This is a genomic window from Aeromicrobium sp. REDSEA-S38_B2, from assembly GCF_001628525.1.
GTDB lineage: Bacteria > Actinomycetota > Actinomycetes > Propionibacteriales > Nocardioidaceae > Aeromicrobium > Aeromicrobium erythreum.
Map to the genome: position 1 here is coordinate 1 of NZ_LUNH01000005.1, position 15,621 is coordinate 15,621.

General features: G+C 73.3%; 16 protein-coding genes. 11 read left to right on the forward strand and 5 right to left on the reverse strand.

The window, feature by feature from the left end; translation table 11 throughout:
• Positions 1 to 72: 72 nt before the first annotated feature.
• On the forward strand, positions 73 to 1,656 hold the full coding sequence (locus A6Q81_RS00915) for an MFS transporter (protein ID WP_286689205.1): 1,584 nt from the start codon (positions 73 to 75) through the stop codon (positions 1,654 to 1,656).
• A gap of 18 nt (positions 1,657 to 1,674) precedes the next feature.
• On the opposite strand, the gene A6Q81_RS00920 is transcribed toward A6Q81_RS00915, so the two are convergent.
• The 3 genes from A6Q81_RS00920 to A6Q81_RS00930 form a co-directional block, all read right to left on the reverse strand.
• On the reverse strand, positions 1,675 to 1,884 hold the full coding sequence (locus A6Q81_RS00920; protein ID WP_286689206.1) for a hypothetical protein: 210 nt from the start codon (positions 1,882 to 1,884) through the stop codon (positions 1,675 to 1,677).
• A gap of 15 nt (positions 1,885 to 1,899) precedes the next feature.
• The gene (locus A6Q81_RS00925) at positions 1,900 to 2,118 is read right to left on the reverse strand and encodes a hypothetical protein (RefSeq protein WP_286689207.1); all 219 of its coding nucleotides are present in this window, start codon (positions 2,116 to 2,118) and stop codon (positions 1,900 to 1,902) included.
• A 142-nt stretch (positions 2,119 to 2,260) separates the two neighbouring features.
• Positions 2,261 to 3,154, reverse strand: coding sequence for a LysR family transcriptional regulator (locus A6Q81_RS00930; RefSeq protein ID WP_067860812.1), 894 nt, complete (start codon positions 3,152 to 3,154; stop codon positions 2,261 to 2,263).
• A gap of 72 nt (positions 3,155 to 3,226) precedes the next feature.
• Between A6Q81_RS00930 and A6Q81_RS00935 the strand changes: the two genes are divergently transcribed.
• Positions 3,227 to 4,114 carry an EamA family transporter gene (locus tag A6Q81_RS00935; RefSeq protein ID WP_286689208.1) on the forward strand — a complete coding sequence of 296 codons (888 nt, stop codon included), beginning with the start codon at positions 3,227 to 3,229 and terminating at the stop codon, positions 4,112 to 4,114.
• Between the two features lies 1 nt (position 4,115).
• On the opposite strand, the gene A6Q81_RS00940 is transcribed toward A6Q81_RS00935, so the two are convergent.
• Complete coding sequence (locus A6Q81_RS00940; protein WP_067860808.1) at positions 4,116 to 4,664, reverse strand: TetR/AcrR family transcriptional regulator; 549 nt, start codon at positions 4,662 to 4,664, stop codon at positions 4,116 to 4,118.
• A gap of 45 nt (positions 4,665 to 4,709) precedes the next feature.
• On the opposite strand from A6Q81_RS00940, the gene A6Q81_RS00945 reads away from it, so the two are divergent.
• Genes A6Q81_RS00945 through A6Q81_RS00960 form a run of 4 tightly spaced genes read left to right on the forward strand, consistent with a single transcriptional unit; the run spans position 4,710 to position 10,551 of the window.
• On the forward strand, positions 4,710 to 6,302 hold the full coding sequence (locus tag A6Q81_RS00945; RefSeq protein ID WP_286689209.1) for a carboxyl transferase domain-containing protein: 1,593 nt from the start codon (positions 4,710 to 4,712) through the stop codon (positions 6,300 to 6,302).
• A gap of 7 nt (positions 6,303 to 6,309) precedes the next feature.
• Entirely contained in the window at positions 6,310 to 8,160 is a 1,851-nt protein-coding gene (locus tag A6Q81_RS00950) for an acetyl/propionyl/methylcrotonyl-CoA carboxylase subunit alpha (protein WP_286689210.1), read from the forward strand.
• A complete protein-coding gene (locus A6Q81_RS00955) occupies positions 8,157 to 9,086 on the forward strand; it encodes a hydroxymethylglutaryl-CoA lyase (RefSeq protein ID WP_286689211.1) in 930 nt (309 codons plus the stop codon). The genes A6Q81_RS00950 and A6Q81_RS00955 overlap by 4 nt, the downstream gene beginning before the upstream one ends.
• 40 nt (positions 9,087 to 9,126) lie before the next feature.
• The gene (locus A6Q81_RS00960; RefSeq protein ID WP_286689212.1) at positions 9,127 to 10,551 is read left to right on the forward strand and encodes a phytoene desaturase family protein; all 1,425 of its coding nucleotides are present in this window, start codon (positions 9,127 to 9,129) and stop codon (positions 10,549 to 10,551) included.
• Positions 10,552 to 10,662: 111 nt separating this feature from the next.
• Here the strand turns inward: A6Q81_RS00960 and A6Q81_RS00965 are convergent, their stop codons facing one another.
• Complete coding sequence (locus tag A6Q81_RS00965) at positions 10,663 to 12,243, reverse strand: bifunctional NAD(P)/FAD-dependent oxidoreductase/class I SAM-dependent methyltransferase (RefSeq protein ID WP_286689213.1); 1,581 nt, start codon at positions 12,241 to 12,243, stop codon at positions 10,663 to 10,665.
• 135 nt (positions 12,244 to 12,378) lie between these two features.
• Between A6Q81_RS00965 and A6Q81_RS00970 the strand changes: the two genes are divergently transcribed.
• From A6Q81_RS00970 to A6Q81_RS00990, 5 genes are read left to right on the forward strand one after another with little or no spacing between them, the layout of a single operon-like run.
• Complete coding sequence (locus A6Q81_RS00970) at positions 12,379 to 12,675, forward strand: SAV_915 family protein (protein ID WP_067860796.1); 297 nt, start codon at positions 12,379 to 12,381, stop codon at positions 12,673 to 12,675.
• A complete protein-coding gene (locus tag A6Q81_RS00975; protein ID WP_067860794.1) occupies positions 12,672 to 12,980 on the forward strand; it encodes a hypothetical protein in 309 nt (102 codons plus the stop codon). The genes A6Q81_RS00970 and A6Q81_RS00975 overlap by 4 nt, the downstream gene beginning before the upstream one ends.
• Positions 12,977 to 14,140, forward strand: coding sequence for a WXG100 family type VII secretion target (locus A6Q81_RS00980; protein WP_253021409.1), 1,164 nt, complete (start codon positions 12,977 to 12,979; stop codon positions 14,138 to 14,140). The genes A6Q81_RS00975 and A6Q81_RS00980 overlap by 4 nt, the downstream gene beginning before the upstream one ends.
• Positions 14,141 to 14,196: 56 nt before the next feature.
• Positions 14,197 to 14,946 carry a hypothetical protein gene (locus A6Q81_RS00985; protein WP_286689214.1) on the forward strand — a complete coding sequence of 250 codons (750 nt, stop codon included), beginning with the start codon at positions 14,197 to 14,199 and terminating at the stop codon, positions 14,944 to 14,946.
• Complete coding sequence (locus tag A6Q81_RS00990; RefSeq protein WP_067860788.1) at positions 14,943 to 15,515, forward strand: helix-turn-helix domain-containing protein; 573 nt, start codon at positions 14,943 to 14,945, stop codon at positions 15,513 to 15,515. Before A6Q81_RS00985 ends, A6Q81_RS00990 begins: the two co-directional genes overlap by 4 nt.
• The last annotated feature ends 106 nt before the right edge of the window (positions 15,516 to 15,621 follow it).

The window sequence follows — 15,621 nt, forward strand, 5'->3', positions numbered from 1 at the left end:
GGACGGTATAGTGTAGGTCGTGGTCCGGGCGCTGCCCGGACCGTTCCACGTCCGCCGAGAGGAGGCCCCGCCATGACCACCATCGACCCCCGCTTCGACGACGCTCGTCCGTCGAGCCCCCACGCATCGGCACTGCCCGAGGTGCCCCCCGTGCGCGCGGGCCTGCGCGAGTGGTGCGCCCTCGCCGTCCTGATGATCCCCGTGCTGCTCGTCTCGGTCGACAACACCGTGCTGAGCTTCGCGCTGCCGTCGATCAGCACCGAGCTGCGCCCGACCGGCTCCCAGCTGCTGTGGATCGTCGACGTCTACGCCCTCATGCTCGCGGGTCTGCTCATCGCGATGGGCAGCATCGGCGACCGCGTCGGTCGGCGCCGGCTGCTGGTGATCGGCTCGATCGGCTTCGGCGCGGCCTCCCTGGTCGCCGCCTACGCGAGCAGCGCCGAGATGCTGCTCACGGCTCGTGCACTGCTCGGCTTCTTCGGCGCCACGCTCATGCCGTCGACGCTCTCGCTGCTGCGCAACGTCTTCCACCACGCCCACGACCGCCGGCTCGCCATCGCCGCGTGGGCGGCCATGTTCTCCGGCGGCGCGGCCCTCGGGCCGGTGCTCGGCGGCTACCTGCTCGAGCACTTCTGGTGGGGCTCGGTCTTCCTCATCAACGTGCCGCTGATCGTGCTGCTGGTGCCGCTGGCGCTGTGGCTCGTGCCGGAGTCGAAGGACCCGAACCCGGGCCCGCTCGACCCGACGTCGATCCTGCTCGCCGTGGTCGCGATGCTGCCGGTGGTCTACGGCATCAAGCACCTCGCGAAGGCCGGCCTCGACGACGTGACGCTCGCATCGTTCGGGCTCGGTGTGGCCGCCGGTGTGCTGTTCGTGCGTCGTCAACGGCGCAGCGTGTCGCCGATGCTCGACCTCACGCTGTTCCGGAACCCGGTCTTCAGTGGGGCGCTCGCCGCGAACCTGCTGAGCCTCATGGGCCTCACCGGCTTCCTGTTCTTCGCAGCCCAGCTGCTGCAGCTGGTGCTGGGGCTGTCGCCGATGATGTCGGCGATGGTGCTGCTGCCCGGTCTGCTCGTCACGATGGCGTGCGGCTTCGTCGCGGTGCGGCTGGTGCGCCGCTTCCCGGTGCGCGTGCTCGTGAGCCTGAGCTTCGTCGCGTCGTCGCTCGGCTACGCCGTGGCGGCGTTCACGGGGCACCCGACGGTCGTGAGCGTCCTCGTCGCCTTCGCGGTGATGGGCGTGGGCATCGGACTGGCAGAGACCCTGACGAACGACCTCGTGCTCGCGGCCGTCCCGCCGCACAAGGCAGGGTCGGCGTCGGCGATCTCCGAGACCGCCTACGAGATCGGCGCCGTGCTCGGCACGGCGGTGCTGGGCAGCATCCTCACGGCCACCTACCGGGCCGAGCTGACCGTGCCGGCCATGCTGCAGCACGGTGAGCGCGACCACGCCTTCGAGACGCTCGGCAGCACGTTGACGATGGCCGACCGGTACCCGAACGAGATGGGTGCGGCGCTCGCGGAGTCGGCGCGTGCCGCCTTCGACCTCGGCGTCCAGCGGACGTCGGGTCTGGCGATCGGCGTGGCTCTGCTGGCCGCCCTCGTCTCGTGGCGCACGCTCAAGCACGCTCCGTCGGTGGAGAACGTCTCGCACTGAGGACGGCTGCGTCCCCGTTCATCGGGGACGCGGTCGCCCAAAGTTCCAGACCAGGAAGAGGACGAGCGTGCCCAGGAGCACGATCGACCCGGCACGGTCCCAGTCCGGTGTCGGGTCGACGCCCACGAGGTGTCGGGCGTACACGTAGGCGAGCGCGAGCAGGGTCATCTCCGTCCAGTGGACGAGGATGCGGGGGATCGTGGTCCAGCTGCGGGCGGGGTAGCGCACGGATACCTCCGGTGGTCAGTCGTGGTGATCGCGGTGGGGGCGTCGGTAGATCGCTCCGAGGACGGACGCGAAGGTCGTGAACAGCACGAGCTGGCCGAAGAGGCTCCAGTTCATGACGGGGTCGACGTCGAGCGCGCGGCGTCCGGCGACGAAGACGAGGGCGAGCACGGCCAGCGCGACCGCCTGGGCGACGAAGCCCAGGACGACGCGGCGGCGTGGCGAGGTGGAAGGCATCGGGTGGTCCTCTGGATCGTCGATGACTCGACCCTCTCGACGTCCGTGGTCGAGGACCAGACCTCTTCACGATGTCGGTGGATGGGGTTGACAGCGGGAGGAAGGGGTGTGGAGAACCTTCCGAGAGGTCGGGACCGGCGGGTCAGGAGATGGCTGCGACGAGGGCGTCGCGGAGGGCTCGGCGCGCCGGGTTGCCGGTGGTCGCGCGTCGCCAGACGAGGCCCACGCGGCGCTCCGGGACGGGGTCGACGACCGGCACGCACACCACGTCGTCGGGCAGCGGGCCGCGACCCAGGCGCGGCACGAGCGCGACCGCCACGCCCGCAGCGGCCAGCGCCACGTGCGACGCGTACTCGTTGTCGGTGAAGCGCAGGTCGGGTCGCAGGCCGTGCCGCGCGAACATGACGAGCAGCCAGTCGTGGCACAAGGTCCCGGCAGGCGTGCACACCCAGCGCTCCCGGACGAGGTCGCGCGGCGTGACGGTCTCGCGGTCGGCGAGGGCGTGCCCGCGGTGGACGACGAGGTCGGCGCGGTCGAGCAGGAGGTGCTCCTGCTCGACGCCGGGCGGGACGTCGAGGTGCACGCTCTCCCAGTCGTGGACGATCCCGGCGTCGGCGGCACCGCGGGCCACCTGCAGCACGACGTCGCGCGGGTCGGCCTCCGTCACCGTCACGCGCAGCTGCGGCGCCGACGCCTCCAACGCCGCGAGCGCGGGCGCCAGCAGACCGCGGTGCGCGGTGGTGAACGTGGCGACGTGGAAGGAGCCCTGGGGACGGTCGACGTCGTGCCCCAGGTGGCTGAGCGTCTCGAGCTCGTCGAGCACCCCCGCACCGCGCTCGGCGAGGAGGCGGCCGACGTCGGTGAGCACCACGCCGCGGCCGACGCGCTCGAGCAAGGGACGGCCCTGCTGGCGCTCGAGCCGCTTGACCTGCTGCGACACGGCCGACGGCGTGTAACCGAGCGCGTGCGCTGCGGCGACCACGCTGCCGTGCTGGTGCACGGCGAGCAGCGAGCGGAGCGCACTCAGGTCGATCATGCACGAAACGTACATCGAATCGTGAAGAAAGCATCGCTGGACCTACATCGTCGGTCCGACGAGACTGAGCCGGTGACCCGTCGTGACAGCCTCCTCGCCGTGCTCGTGGCCGTGCTGTGGGGGTGCAACTTCGTCGCCATCCACCTGGGTCTGCGCGACGTGCCGCCGTTCCTGTTCCTCGCGATCCGGTTCGTGCTCGTCGCGTTCCCGCTCGTCCTGCTGGTGCCGCGACCGAAGGCGTCGTGGCAGGCGGTGGTCGCGGTCGGCGTCTTCATGAGCCTGGGCCAGTTCGGGCTGCTCTACCTGGCGCTCGCGATCGGCATGCCCGCCGGGTTGGCGTCGCTCGTGCTCCAGGCGCAGGTCGTGCTGACGATGGTCATCGCGTCGCTCGCGCTGGGCGAGCGGGCCACGCGTCGCCAGGTCGGCGGGGCGCTCGTCGGCACGGCCGGTCTCGCGACCGTGGCCGTCGGCTTCGGTGCCGGCGCGTCGATCGTGCCGCTGCTCGTCACCGTCGGCGCAGCGCTCTCGTGGGCGGTCGGCAACGTCGTGGCCCGTGCGGCGAAGGTCGAGTCGGGGCTCTCGCTCGTCGTCTGGTCGGCGCTGGTCGTGCCCCTGCCCTGCCTGGCCGTCTCGCTCGTCGTCGACGGACCTGCCGCGATCGGGGCCGCCCTTGCCGGGTTCGGCTGGACCGCGCTGCTCAGCACGCTCTACACGGTCGTCGGGGCGTCGCTCGTGGGCTACACCATCTTCAACGGGCTCATGGCGCGTCACCCGGCGTCGTCGGTGGTGCCGTACATCCTGCTCGTGCCGCCCGTCGGCATGCTCGCGGCGTGGCTCGCGCTCGACGAGGTGCCGAGCCTCGTCGAGGCCGTCGGGGGGCTGGTCATGCTCGTGGGGGTCGCCGTGGCGGTGACGTCGGCGCGACGTCCCGCGGTGGTGGCGCCGGCGGTGACCGGCTGACTCAGGCGAGGAGGGCGGCGCGGGCCATGCGCGCGAGCAGGGTGCGCAGGGCGTCCTCGCCGATGCGCGCGCTGTGCGGGGTGGAGTTCAGCAGCCCGAAGACCGCCTGGACGACGGCGCGGGCCTCGGCGCGCTGCAGGTCGTCGCGCAACGAGCGGACGACGTCGACCCAGAGGTCGACGTACGCCAGCTGCAGGGTGCGGACCTCCGCGCGCGCGTCGGCGTCGAGCCGCGACCACTCCCGCTCCTGCACGACGATGTAGGCGGGGTGGCTGACGGCGAAGTCGATGTGCCAGTCCACCAGCGCGTCCAGCCGGTCCGACGCGTCGTCGTGCGCCGCGACCCTGGCGCGCCCGGTGTCGAGCAGCTCGGTGCTGATGTCGACCAGCGCCTGCGCCAGCACCTCCTCCTTGCCGCGGAAGTGCTTGTAGATCGCGGGGCCGGAGATGCCCGACGCGGCGCCGACGTCGCCCACGCTCACGCCGTGGAAGCCCCGGTCGGCGAAGAGCTCCACGGCGCTGCGGGCGATCTCGCGACGTCGGGTGCTCATGGCGGCACGATACCGCACGAGGTTAATGGGTGTTAACCTCGCCGCATGACGTCCTCCCCGACGATGCGCGACCTGGTCGACCAGCTGCACGAGCGGCTCGCCGTGGTGCGTCGCGGCGGCAGCGAGGCGTCGCGCGAGCGGCACGTCTCGCGCGGGAAGCTGCTTCCCCGTGACCGCGTGGACCGCCTGCTCGACCCCGGCTCCCCGTTCCTGGAGATCGCGCCGCTCGCCGCGTACGACATGTACGGGGGCGAGGTCCCCTCCGCGTCGCTCGTCACCGGCATCGGCCGGGTGGCGGGCCGCGAGGTGATGGTCGTGGCGAACGACGCGACCGTGAAGGGCGGCACCTACTACCCGCTCACGGTCAAGAAGCACCTGCGCGCGCAGACGGTGGCGCTGCAGAACCGCCTGCCCTGCGTGTACCTCGTCGACTCCGGCGGTGCGTTCCTGCCGATGCAGGACGAGGTGTTCCCCGACCGCGAGCACTTCGGCCGCATCTTCTTCCACCAGGCGCAGCTGTCGGCGCGTGGCATCGCGCAGGTCGCGGCGGTGATGGGCTCGTGCACGGCCGGCGGTGCGTACGTGCCGGCGATGAGCGACGAGACCGTCATCGTGAAGGAGCAGGGCACGATCTTCCTCGGCGGACCGCCGCTCGTGAAGGCCGCCACCGGCGAGGTCGTCACGGCCGAGGACCTCGGCGGTGGCGACGTGCACGCCCGCACCTCCGGGGTCGTCGACCACCTCGCCGACGACGACGCGCACGCGCTCGACATCGTCCGCTCGATCGTCGGCACGCTGGGCCCGGCGCGCACCCACCTCGAGCCGCAGCCCGCCCTGCCGCCGCGCGAGGACCCCGAGACGTTGCTCGACGTCGTGCCTGTCGACGGCCGCACCCCCTACGACGTGCGCGAGGTGATCCGGCGGGTCGTCGACGACTCCCGGCTGCACGAGTTCAAGCCGCTCTACGGCGACACCCTCGTCTGCGGGTTCGCGCACGTCGAGGGCTACCCCGTCGCGATCGTCGCCAACAACGGCATCCTGTTCAGCGAGTCGGCGCTCAAGGGCGCGCACTTCGTCGAGCTGGCCAACCAGCGGGGCATCCCGCTGCTCTTCCTGCAGAACATCACCGGATTCATGGTCGGGCGTTCGTTCGAGAACGGCGGCATCGCGAAGGACGGCGCCAAGCTCGTCACCGCGGTCGCGTCGAGCGTCGTGCCGAAGCTGACCGTGGTGATCGGCGGCTCGTTCGGCGCCGGCAACTACGGCATGTGCGGCCGCGCCTTCGACCCGCGGTTCCTCTGGACGTGGCCGAACGCGCGCATCTCCGTGATGGGCGGCGAGCAGGCCGCCTCCGTGCTCGCCACCGTCCGCCGGGACGGCATCGAGGGGCGCGGCGAGGCGTGGTCGGCCGAGGAGGAGGAGACGTTCAAGAAACCCATCCGCGCCCAGTACGAGGAGCAGGGCAACCCCTACTACGCCACCGCACGCCTGTGGGACGACGGCATCATCGACCCGCGGGAGACCCGGCGCGTGCTCGGCCTCGCCCTGCAGGCCTGCGCGAACGCGCCCGTCCCGTCCTTCGCCGACCGACCCGAGACCGACGCCGGTGCGCCCGGCTTCGGCGTCTTCCGGATGTGAGCCGACCATGACCGAGACCACCGCACGCCCGATCGAGACCGTCCTGGTCGCCAACCGCGGCGAGATCGCGCGCCGCGTCGTGAGTGCCTGCCGGGCCGCGGGACTGCGGAGCGTCGCCGTCCACACCGACCTCGACGTCGCCTCCTTGCACGTGGCCGAGGCCGACGACGCCGTGCGCGTCGGCTCCTACCTCGACGTCGCGGAGGTCGTGGCCGCGGCCGTCGCGTCGGGTGCCGACGCCGTGCATCCCGGCTACGGCTTCCTGTCGGAGAACGCCGGCTTCGCGCGGGCCGTGCAGGAGGCCGGCCTCGTGTTCGTCGGACCGTCGCCCGAGGTGATCGAGCTGATGGGCCGCAAGGACCGTGCCCGCGACGTGGCCGAGCGTGCCGGCGTGCCGGTGACCCCGCGGCACGACGTCGACGACGTGCCGCCCGACGCGTACCCCGTGCTCGTGAAGGCGGCCGCCGGTGGCGGCGGCAAGGGCATGCACGTGGTGCGTCGCCCCGAGGACCTCGCCGGCGCGGTCGCCACCGCCCGACGCGAGGCGGCGTCGTCGTTCGGCGACGACACCCTCCTGGTCGAGGCGTACGTCGAGGGCGGCCGGCACGTGGAGGTGCAGGTCTTCGGCGACACCCACGGCACGGTCGTGCACCTCTTCGAGCGCGACTGCTCCGCCCAGCGCCGCCACCAGAAGGTCGTCGAGGAGGCACCCGCGCCCGACCTCGACCCCGCGCTCCGCGACCTGCTGCACCGCTCGTCGGTGGCGCTCTGCGAGGAGGTCGGGTACGTCGGTGCCGGGACGGTCGAGTTCCTCGTAGCTGGTGCCCCGGGCGACCAGACGGCGTACTTCCTGGAGATGAACACCCGCCTGCAGGTGGAGCACCCGGTCACCGAGCAGGTGACGGGCCTCGACCTCGTGCAGTGGCAGCTCGACGTCGCCGCGGGCCGGCCGCTCCCGCTCACTCAGGACGAGATCACCTGCACCGGCCACGCCGTCGAGGTGCGCGTGTACGCCGAGGACCCCTACACGGGGTTCCTGCCGCAGGCCGGCCACGTGCTCGACGCGCGGTGGGGCGGGCAGCAGGGGCACGAGGTCCACGCGGCGATCGAGGGGGAGGCGCACGTGTCGTCGGCGTACGACCCGATGCTCGCCAAGCTCGTGGCCCACGGCCCCGACCGCGACGCGGCGATCGACACGCTCCTGGACGTCGTCGACGGGTCCGCCGTCGAGGGCATCGCCACCAACCTCGGGTGGGTGCGTCGGCTCGTCGACTCCGCGCCGTTCCGCTCCGGGGAGGTGCACACGGGCTGGCTCGACGCCTACGAGGGTCCGCTCCTCGCGCGACCTGACGTCGCACCCGAGGCGCTGCGTGCGGCCGCGCTGCTGCTCGGCGAGCCCGAGGACACCTCACCGTTCGGCCGGGGCGACGGCTGGCGCTCGGCCGGACCTCCGAACCCCCTCGTCGTGCACGTCGCCGAGCCCGACGGCACGACCCACGCCGTCACCGTGGACCGCGGGCACGAGCACGCCGACGCCACCGCGCGCGGACGTCGCGTCTGGGCCACCTGGCAGGGCCAGACCTGGGTCCTCGAGCAGGCCGACGCCATGCGACGCACCTCGTCGGCCGCGGCCGGCGACGCCGCCGTCGTCGCGCCCATGCCCGGGTCGGTCGTCGCGCTCGACGTCGAGGTCGGCGACGTCGTGGTCGAGGGCCAGCGACTCGGTGCCGTCGAGGCGATGAAGATGGAGCTCGCGCTCGTGGCCCCCCACGCCGGCACGGTCACCCACGTCGGCGCCACGGTCGGCGACCAGGTCGCCATGGGCCACGTGGTCGTGCACGTCGAGGAGTCCGCGTGAGACTCCCCATGGTCGTGCCCGAACCGGGCCTTCCCGACCGGGTGACGATCTACGAGGTCGGACCCCGCGACGGGCTGCAGAACGAGAAGACGGTCGTCCCGCTCGACGTGAAGGCCGCGTTCGTGCGCCGGCTGGTCGCCGCGGGGCTGCCCGTCGTCGAGGCCACGAGCTTCGTGCACCCGCGGTGGGTGCCGCAGCTGGCCGACGCCGCCGACCTCGTCGAGGAGCTGCGCGAGGGTCCCACGTTCCCGTACCCCGTCCTCGTGCCCAACGAGCGCGGCCTCGACCGTGCGCTCAAGGCCGGCTGCGCCCACGTGGCCGTCTTCGCCAGCGCCACCGAGACCTTCGCCGCGAGGAACCTCAACAGCACCGTCGCCGACCAGATGACGATGTTCGCGCCCGTCGTGCGTCGCGCCCTCGACGCCGGCGCCGACGTGCGCGCCTACGTGTCGATGTGCTTCGGCGACCCGTGGGAGGGTCCCGTCGACCCCGACGCGGTGGTGCGGGTCGGGTGCGAGCTGCTCGAGCTCGGCGCGACCCAGCTGTCGCTCGGCGACACGATCGGCGTCGGCACCGCGGGCCACGTCACCGCACTGGTGGAGGCGTTCACGGCGGCGGGCACCGACGTCGACCGCCTCGCGCTGCACTTCCACGACACCTACGGGCAGGCGCTCGCCAACGTCCACGCCGGGCTGCAGGCGGGGGTCACGACGTTCGACGCCTCGGCGGGCGGGCTCGGCGGCTGCCCCTACGCGAGGAGCGCGACCGGCAACCTGGCCACGGAGGACCTCGTGTGGTTCCTCACCGGGCTCGGGATCGGGCACGGGGTCGACCTCGACGCGCTCGTCGCCACCAGCACCTGGATGGCCGAGCGGCTCGGCAAGACGCCCGCCAGCGCCGTGGTGCGCGCGCTCGGCGGCGCCTGAGCGACGCGCTGCATCGTCCGGCCGGTGCGAGGATGAGGACATGACGTCGGCAGTGGTGGTGGGCAGTGGTCCGAACGGTCTGGCGGCGGCGGTACGGCTCGCGCAGGAGGGCCTCGACGTCACCGTGCTGGAGCGGTCGGACCGGGTCGGAGGCGGCACGCGCACGTCGGAGCTGACGGTGCCCGGCCTCCTGCACGACGAGTGCTCAGCCTTCCACCCGATGGGCGTCGCCTCGCCGTTCCTCGGCTCGCTCGACCTCGAGCGGCACGGACTGCGCTGGCTCTGGCCCGAGATCGACCTCGCCCACCCGCTCGACGACGGGCGTGCCGGGGTGGTCAGCCGCGACATGGAGCGCACGGCGGCGTCGCTCGGCGTCGACGCGCGCACCTGGCGTCGGCTGTTCGAGCCGCTCAGCGACGGGTTCGACGACCTGCTCGCCGACGTCCTGCGCCCTGTCGTCCACGTGCCGTCGCACCCGTGGGCGCTCGGTCGGTTCGGGCTCAACGCCGCCCTCCCCGCCACGCTCCTCGCCCGACGCTTCGACGACGAGCCGGCGCGGGCACTGTTCATGGGAGTCGCCGCGCACGTGTTCGGCCGCCTCGACACCCCGCTGAGCGCGTCCGTCGGTCTCATGCTGACCGCCGCGGGCCACCGCTACGGCTGGCCGGTCGCCGAGGGCGGGTCGCAGGCCATCGCGGACGCCCTCGTGTCGCTGCTGGAGGAGCTCGGCGGCACCGTGCGCACCGGGGTGCAGGTGACGAGCCTCGACCAGCTGACCGACGCCAGCGGCGCACGTCCGGACGTCGTCATGCTCGACACCTCGCCGCGTGGCGCCCTCGGCATCGTGGGCGACGCGATGCCGTCGATCGTCGCGCGGGCGCTCCGCGCGTACCGGTACGGTCCGGCGGCGTTCAAGATCGACCTCGCGGTGGAGGGCGGCATCCCCTGGACCAACGACGACGTGCGCCGCGCCGGCACCGTGCACGTCGCGGGTGACGCGGCGGAGGTGGTCGAGGCGGAGGGTCGCACGGCTCGCGGCACGATGCCCGAGCGTCCGTTCGTGCTGCTGGGCCAGCAGTACGTGGCCGACCCCAGCCGCTCGCAGGGCGACGTGCACCCGATCTGGGCCTACGCGCACGTGCCGCACGCGTGGCCCGGCGACGCGACCGAGCAGATCATCGGCCAGGTCGAGCGCTTCGCGCCCGGCTTCCAGGACCGGATCGTGCAGGTGGTCTCGAAGAGCACGGCACAGCTCGAGGCGTACAACCCGAAGTACGTCGGCGGAGACATCGGCACCGGCGCGAACACGTGGCGCCAGATCCCGCTGCGCCCGCGGCCGACGCTCGACCCGTACTCCCTCGGGGTCGAGGGCGTCTACCTCTGCTCCGCCGCCACCCCGCCCGGCGGCGGCGTGCACGGCATGGGTGGCTTCAACGCCGCCGAGACGGCCCTGCGCCGCCTCTGACCCTCCTCTCCCCTCCCCCGCTGAACCCACCCCCGCTGAGTGTGACGTTTGCGGGCCGAGAACCACGCTTTCCGCCCGCAAACGTCACACCCAGCGGGGAGGGGGAAGGGGTCAGCGGCGGGTGGCGACGAGGATGCTGTCGCGCACGACGTGGGCGCCCATGCCGGTGTGGGTGCGCTCGACGACCTCGGCGCGCGCGTCCCACGTCTCGTCGAGCGCGGGCAGCAGAGCCTCGGGCTCGAAGAGGTCGTCGCGTGCCCTGACGCCCGCCGGCACGTCGCCCGGGTGGTGCCCGACGACGAGCAGCGTGCCGCCGGGTGCCACGGCCGACGCGAGCCGGCGCACGACGTCGAGCATCGGCTCCGGAGGCAGGTGGAGGTAGTGCGCCGTGACGAGGTCCCACCGCTCGTCGCCCGGCTCCCACGTGCGGACGTCGCCGACGCGGAACGACGTCCGCTCGCCCACCCCGGCGTCGTGCGCGTGCTGTCGTGCGCGGTCGAGCCCGTTGGGCGAGAAGTCCATGCCGGTGACCTCCCAGCCGTGCTGCGCGAGCCAGATGACGTCGCCGCCCTCGCCGCAGCCGACGTCGATCGCGCGACCCGGCTCCAGCGCCTCCGCCTTCGCCGGCACCTGCGGGTTGACCCGGCCGCTCCAGACGGCCGACGGGGAGCCGTAGCGCTCCTCCCAGGCCTCCGGCTCGCGCATCGCCTCGCGGGCTCGCTCGACCGCGGCCTGGGTGTCCTCCTCGACCAGACCGGCATTGAGGAACGCCCCGGCCTGCACGCCCGCTGCGGCGGCCGCCGCCACCGTGGCCAGGGGCGCTGACGCGTTGCCGACCGCCAGCACGCCGGGCACCGGCGTCACGCCGTTCGCGTCGGCCACGAGCCCGACGGCGAGGGTGGTGCCGTGCATCTCCATCGGCCGGGTCGGCACGCCGAGCAGGTCGGCGACCTCGGTCCGGGCGCGGGGGAACGACTGCACGGCGATCGCGTCGAGCTCGACGGTGGTCCCGTCGGCCAGGCGCACGCCGACCAGGCGGTCGTCGGCGGACAGGACCTCCTCGACCCGGCCCTCGACCACCGCCTGGCCGCGAGCCCGTAGCGGCTCGCGCTCGCCGTGCCCCAGCGCGACGTCGTGCGCGAGCACCGTGAGCTCTTCGGTGAGCTGGCCGAACAGCCCGGCCTGGTGCAGCCCCATCGGCGACGTCAGCAGCACGCCGACGCGCTGGTCGCGCACCTCCCACCCGTGGCAGTAGGGGCAGTGCAGCACGTCGCGTCCCCAGCGGTCGGCGAGGCCGGGCACGCCGGGCAGCTCGTCGACCACGCCGGTCGCGAGCACGACACGACGTGCGCGGAAGCGGCTGCCGTCGTCGAGCGTCAGGCCGAAGCTCGGCACGTCGCCGGGCAGCGCCTCCGCGTCGACGACCCGACCGGCGACGACCGTCGCGCCGTACGACTCGACCTCCTCGCGACCGAGCCGCGCGAGCTCGAGCGGCGGCGTGCCCTCGCGCCCGAGGTAGTTGTGCATGTGGTCCGCGGGCGCGTTGCGCTGCTCGCCGGCGTCGACCACCACGACGGATCGGCGGGAGCGGGCGAGCACCAGCGCTGTGCTCAGCCCGGCGGCGCCTCCTCCCACCACGACGACGTCGACGGGGGTGCCGGAGGAACGGGGAACCTCGATGTTCGTGCTCATGGGTCGAGCATGCGCTCCGTGGCGTTCAGACGACAAAGAACTTTGCTGTTCTGGCAACCCCGGGGCGCTGCAGCGTCTGGCACGATGGGTTCACGACTTCGGTGCTGCGTGAGCGGCCACACCCTGGGGGAAGACATGACCGACCAGCCAGATGGACGCCGGCAGATTCCGCCGGTGCTGTACCTGCCTTGCCGTCCGACCATCCCGGGCGAGTCCCCGCAGGTCGAGCTCCGCACCCTCGAGGACGGTCGGCTCGCCCTCCTCGCATACACCGCGCTCGACCGCTTGGCGCGCTGCTGCGGGGACCACCAGCCCTGGACGCTGATGGAGACCGGCCACCTCTCCACCCTGCGTGAGCAGGCGCGTTACGACGTCGTGCTGCTCGATCAGGAGCTGCCCGCCGAGGTCCGGCACACCGGAGGTTCCTTGTGAGCGACCTGCGGATCGAGCCCGGTGCCGGCGAGGCGATCCGCGACCTCCACCTCGAGGGAGCCGAGCTGATCGAGGGTACGGGGGAGTCGGCGCCCGGCACCGTCGACGCCGGTCCCGGGTCCTCGGCGATCTCGGCGATCCTGTCGAACGTCATGTCCGAGGCGAGCGACCTCGCGGCCGTCCACCGGGCCGTCGCGACCGTGATGGGCCAGGTCGTCGACCAGTACGACGCCACCGACGAATCCATCCGCGACGCCTTCGACCAGGTCACGCGCGGGCTCCCTGCCGACGAGGGCGGACGATGATCGAGACGAAGCTGGAGGGGGACCCGGCGGCGGTCCGTGCCGCCGCCACGTGGGTCTCGGACACCCTGCGCGCGAAGGTCGGCGAGGCGGGCGAGCGGGGCACCTCGGCCCGGCAGCGCGCCGGTCGCGACTGGGAAGGAGCCGCCGCCGAGGCCTACCGTGACGTCGCGAGCCAGGTGATCGACGCCGGTGACGAGCAGGAGGAGCACCTCGGTCGCGTGGCGGAGAAGTTCCGCACCTACGCCGTCAAGCTGACGCACGCCCAAGAGCACATGGCCGATCGCCGTGCCGAGGCCACGGAGGGCGGGCTCACCGTGGCCGGCACCGTCATCCAGACCCCGCCGGAGCCGCAACGTCCCGCCGACCTGCCCGCCGGGTCGACGGAGGCGGAGCGCACCGCGTGGGACGCGGAGAACGACCGGTTCGAGCAGGCGAACGACAAGGTCGAGCTCTACAACCGGCTGCTGGGGGAGGTCGAGCAGGAGCGCACCACCCTCGATGAGTGGATCGACGCGAACCTCACCCACATCGCGACGGCCGACGACCCGACTCTGCTGTCCTACCTCGTCAAGCAGCTGCAGAAGCTGCCCGCCACGGCCATGCTCTTCACGATCGACCTGCGCAAGGGTCGGCTCGAGGAGCTGGCGAACCATCACGGCAGCGAGGCGGCACGCCTGCGTCGCGAGGCGGCCGAGGCGCGCCGTGCGCAGCGCTCCGGCAACCCCGCCCGACGCGCGGCGGGCGACGCCGTGGACGTCCGCGGCAACCGTCAGGCCGCGCGGGGCCTGGACGCGCTCGCCGAGGGGTCGGAGCGGATCGCCCGGCGACTCCCCATCGTCGGGGGGCTGCTCACCGTCGGCCTCGCGGGCAACGACATCGCCAACGGCGACTCGCCCGGTCAGGTCATCTCCAGCGAGGTGCTCGCGACGGGGGCCGGCATCGCCGCCGGGGCCATCGCGGTCACGGCAGGTGCTCCCGTCCTGGCCGTCGCCGCGGTCGGCACCGTCGCGGCCGTCGGCGTCGGCATGCTGGCGGAGTACGCCTGGGACCACTGGGTCCCCGAGGACGTCACCGAGGCGATCGACGAGGGTCTGCGCGACTTCGGCGAGGGCGTGAAGGACACGGCGAGCGACGTGTGGGACGCGGTGACCCCGTGGTGAGCGGCGCGGAGGCGCGGCCGTCGTCGCCGAGACCGCCGGTGGGCCAGGTGCTCGGCATGGGTGCGGCCGCTGTGCTGCTCGGGCCGGCCCTCCTCGCGGCGTCGGTGCTGCTGCTCACCCGTGGCGACCTGCTCCTCGCCCTGGCCGGTGCCGCCATGGCGGCGACCGCCGTCCTCGCGGTCGGATACCTGCTGCGCTTCCTCGCCACGCCGCGAGGCGCCCACGCGTCGACGCTCGTCGACGCCGCCACCGTGCTCCCGGAGTCGCGCCTGGCGCGGTTCCTCGCGTGGGGCACCACCGGGGCCGCCGTGCTCTTCAGCGCCCTCCTGGTCCTCTCGGCGGTCGCGGGGTCGGGCTCGACGGGGCCGTCGGTCGGGCTCGTCGGTGCGGCGGTCGTGCTGGTCCTCGCCGTGCCGACCGTGGTCGCCGTGCTTGCAGGTCGCCGCCCTCGGGGCGCCCTGGTGCTCACCCCCGACACCGTCCGGTTGCGCACCTGGAGCTCCGAGCGCGAGATCGCGTGGGACGACGTCGTCGAGGTGGTTGCGCTGCGGCAGCCGCGTCGTACGCTCGTCGTCTACGCACGCACGGCGGACCAGGTGCGGGTGCTGCGCGCCCCGACCGGGTTCGGCGAGCAGCAGGCACGACCGATCCCGGAGGCCGAGAGGGCGCTGGCGATCTCGTTCCCGCACCTGAGCGGCGACCCGACCGTCCTCATCGCCGCGCTCGACCACTGGCGTCGTGTTCGCCGTGACCGTGCCGAGCTCGGCACCGAGGCGTCGCTGCGTCGACTGGAGCCCGGCGCATGACCGCCCCCTCCGACCTCGGCGAGGTGCTGGCGGGCGTCGGGCCTCGGCTGCGGCAGCTGCGCCTGGAGCGCGACGCGACCCTCGCCGACGTCGCGGAGCAGACCGGCATCTCGGTGAGCACCTTGTCGCGACTGGAGTCGGGGCAGCGCAGGCCGACACTCGAGCTCCTGCTGCCCCTCGCCGCCGCGCACGGTGTCGCACTCGACGAGCTCGTCGACGCGCCCGAGACCGGCGACCCTCGCGTGCGGGCGCGCCCGGTGGTGCGGCACGGTCGCACGTTCGTGCCGCTGACGCGACGTCCGGGCGGGCTGCAGTCGTACAAGATCGTCATGCCGGTGGAGGCCGACGCCGAGCCGAGCCTGCGCACGCACGACGGCTACGAGTGGATGTACGTCCTCTCGGGGCAGGTGCGTCTGGTCCTGGGCTCGCGCGACCTGACGATCGGGCCCGGCGAGGTCGTCGAGTTCGACACCCGCACCCCGCACTGGGTGAGCAACCCCGGCCCCCACCCCACCGAGGTGCTGGCCATCTTCGGCCCGCAGGGCGAGCGGATGCACGTCCGCACCTGACCTCGCCTCGGGTGCGCGTTTGCGTGGGGGCCCCACCCAAGCGTGCAGATCCGGCGCATCTTTGCGTGGGGGCGAGCCGGTTTGCGTGGGGTCCCACGCAAACGGG

Bases quoted from the DNA above. Each gene is read 5' to 3' on its own strand.
- A6Q81_RS00985 (WP_286689214.1), top strand. From the start codon at position 14,197: ATGGGTGCGGCCGCTGTGCTGCTCGGGCCGGCCCTCCTCGCGGCGTCG.
- A6Q81_RS00945 (WP_286689209.1), top strand. From the start codon at position 4,710: ATGACGTCCTCCCCGACGATGCGCGACCTGGTCGACCAGCTGCACGAG.
- A6Q81_RS00925 (WP_286689207.1), bottom strand. From the start codon at position 2,118: ATGCCTTCCACCTCGCCACGCCGCCGCGTCGTCCTGGGCTTCGTCGCC.
- A6Q81_RS00990 (WP_067860788.1), top strand. From the start codon at position 14,943: ATGACCGCCCCCTCCGACCTCGGCGAGGTGCTGGCGGGCGTCGGGCCT.
- A6Q81_RS00970 (WP_067860796.1), top strand. From the start codon at position 12,379: ATGACCGACCAGCCAGATGGACGCCGGCAGATTCCGCCGGTGCTGTAC.
- A6Q81_RS00930 (WP_067860812.1), bottom strand. From the start codon at position 3,154: ATGATCGACCTGAGTGCGCTCCGCTCGCTGCTCGCCGTGCACCAGCAC.
- A6Q81_RS00915 (WP_286689205.1), top strand. From the start codon at position 73: ATGACCACCATCGACCCCCGCTTCGACGACGCTCGTCCGTCGAGCCCC.
- A6Q81_RS00965 (WP_286689213.1), bottom strand. From the start codon at position 12,243: ATGAGCACGAACATCGAGGTTCCCCGTTCCTCCGGCACCCCCGTCGAC.
- A6Q81_RS00980 (WP_253021409.1), top strand. From the start codon at position 12,977: ATGATCGAGACGAAGCTGGAGGGGGACCCGGCGGCGGTCCGTGCCGCC.
- A6Q81_RS00950 (WP_286689210.1), top strand. From the start codon at position 6,310: ATGACCGAGACCACCGCACGCCCGATCGAGACCGTCCTGGTCGCCAAC.
- A6Q81_RS00960 (WP_286689212.1), top strand. From the start codon at position 9,127: ATGACGTCGGCAGTGGTGGTGGGCAGTGGTCCGAACGGTCTGGCGGCG.
- A6Q81_RS00940 (WP_067860808.1), bottom strand. From the start codon at position 4,664: ATGAGCACCCGACGTCGCGAGATCGCCCGCAGCGCCGTGGAGCTCTTC.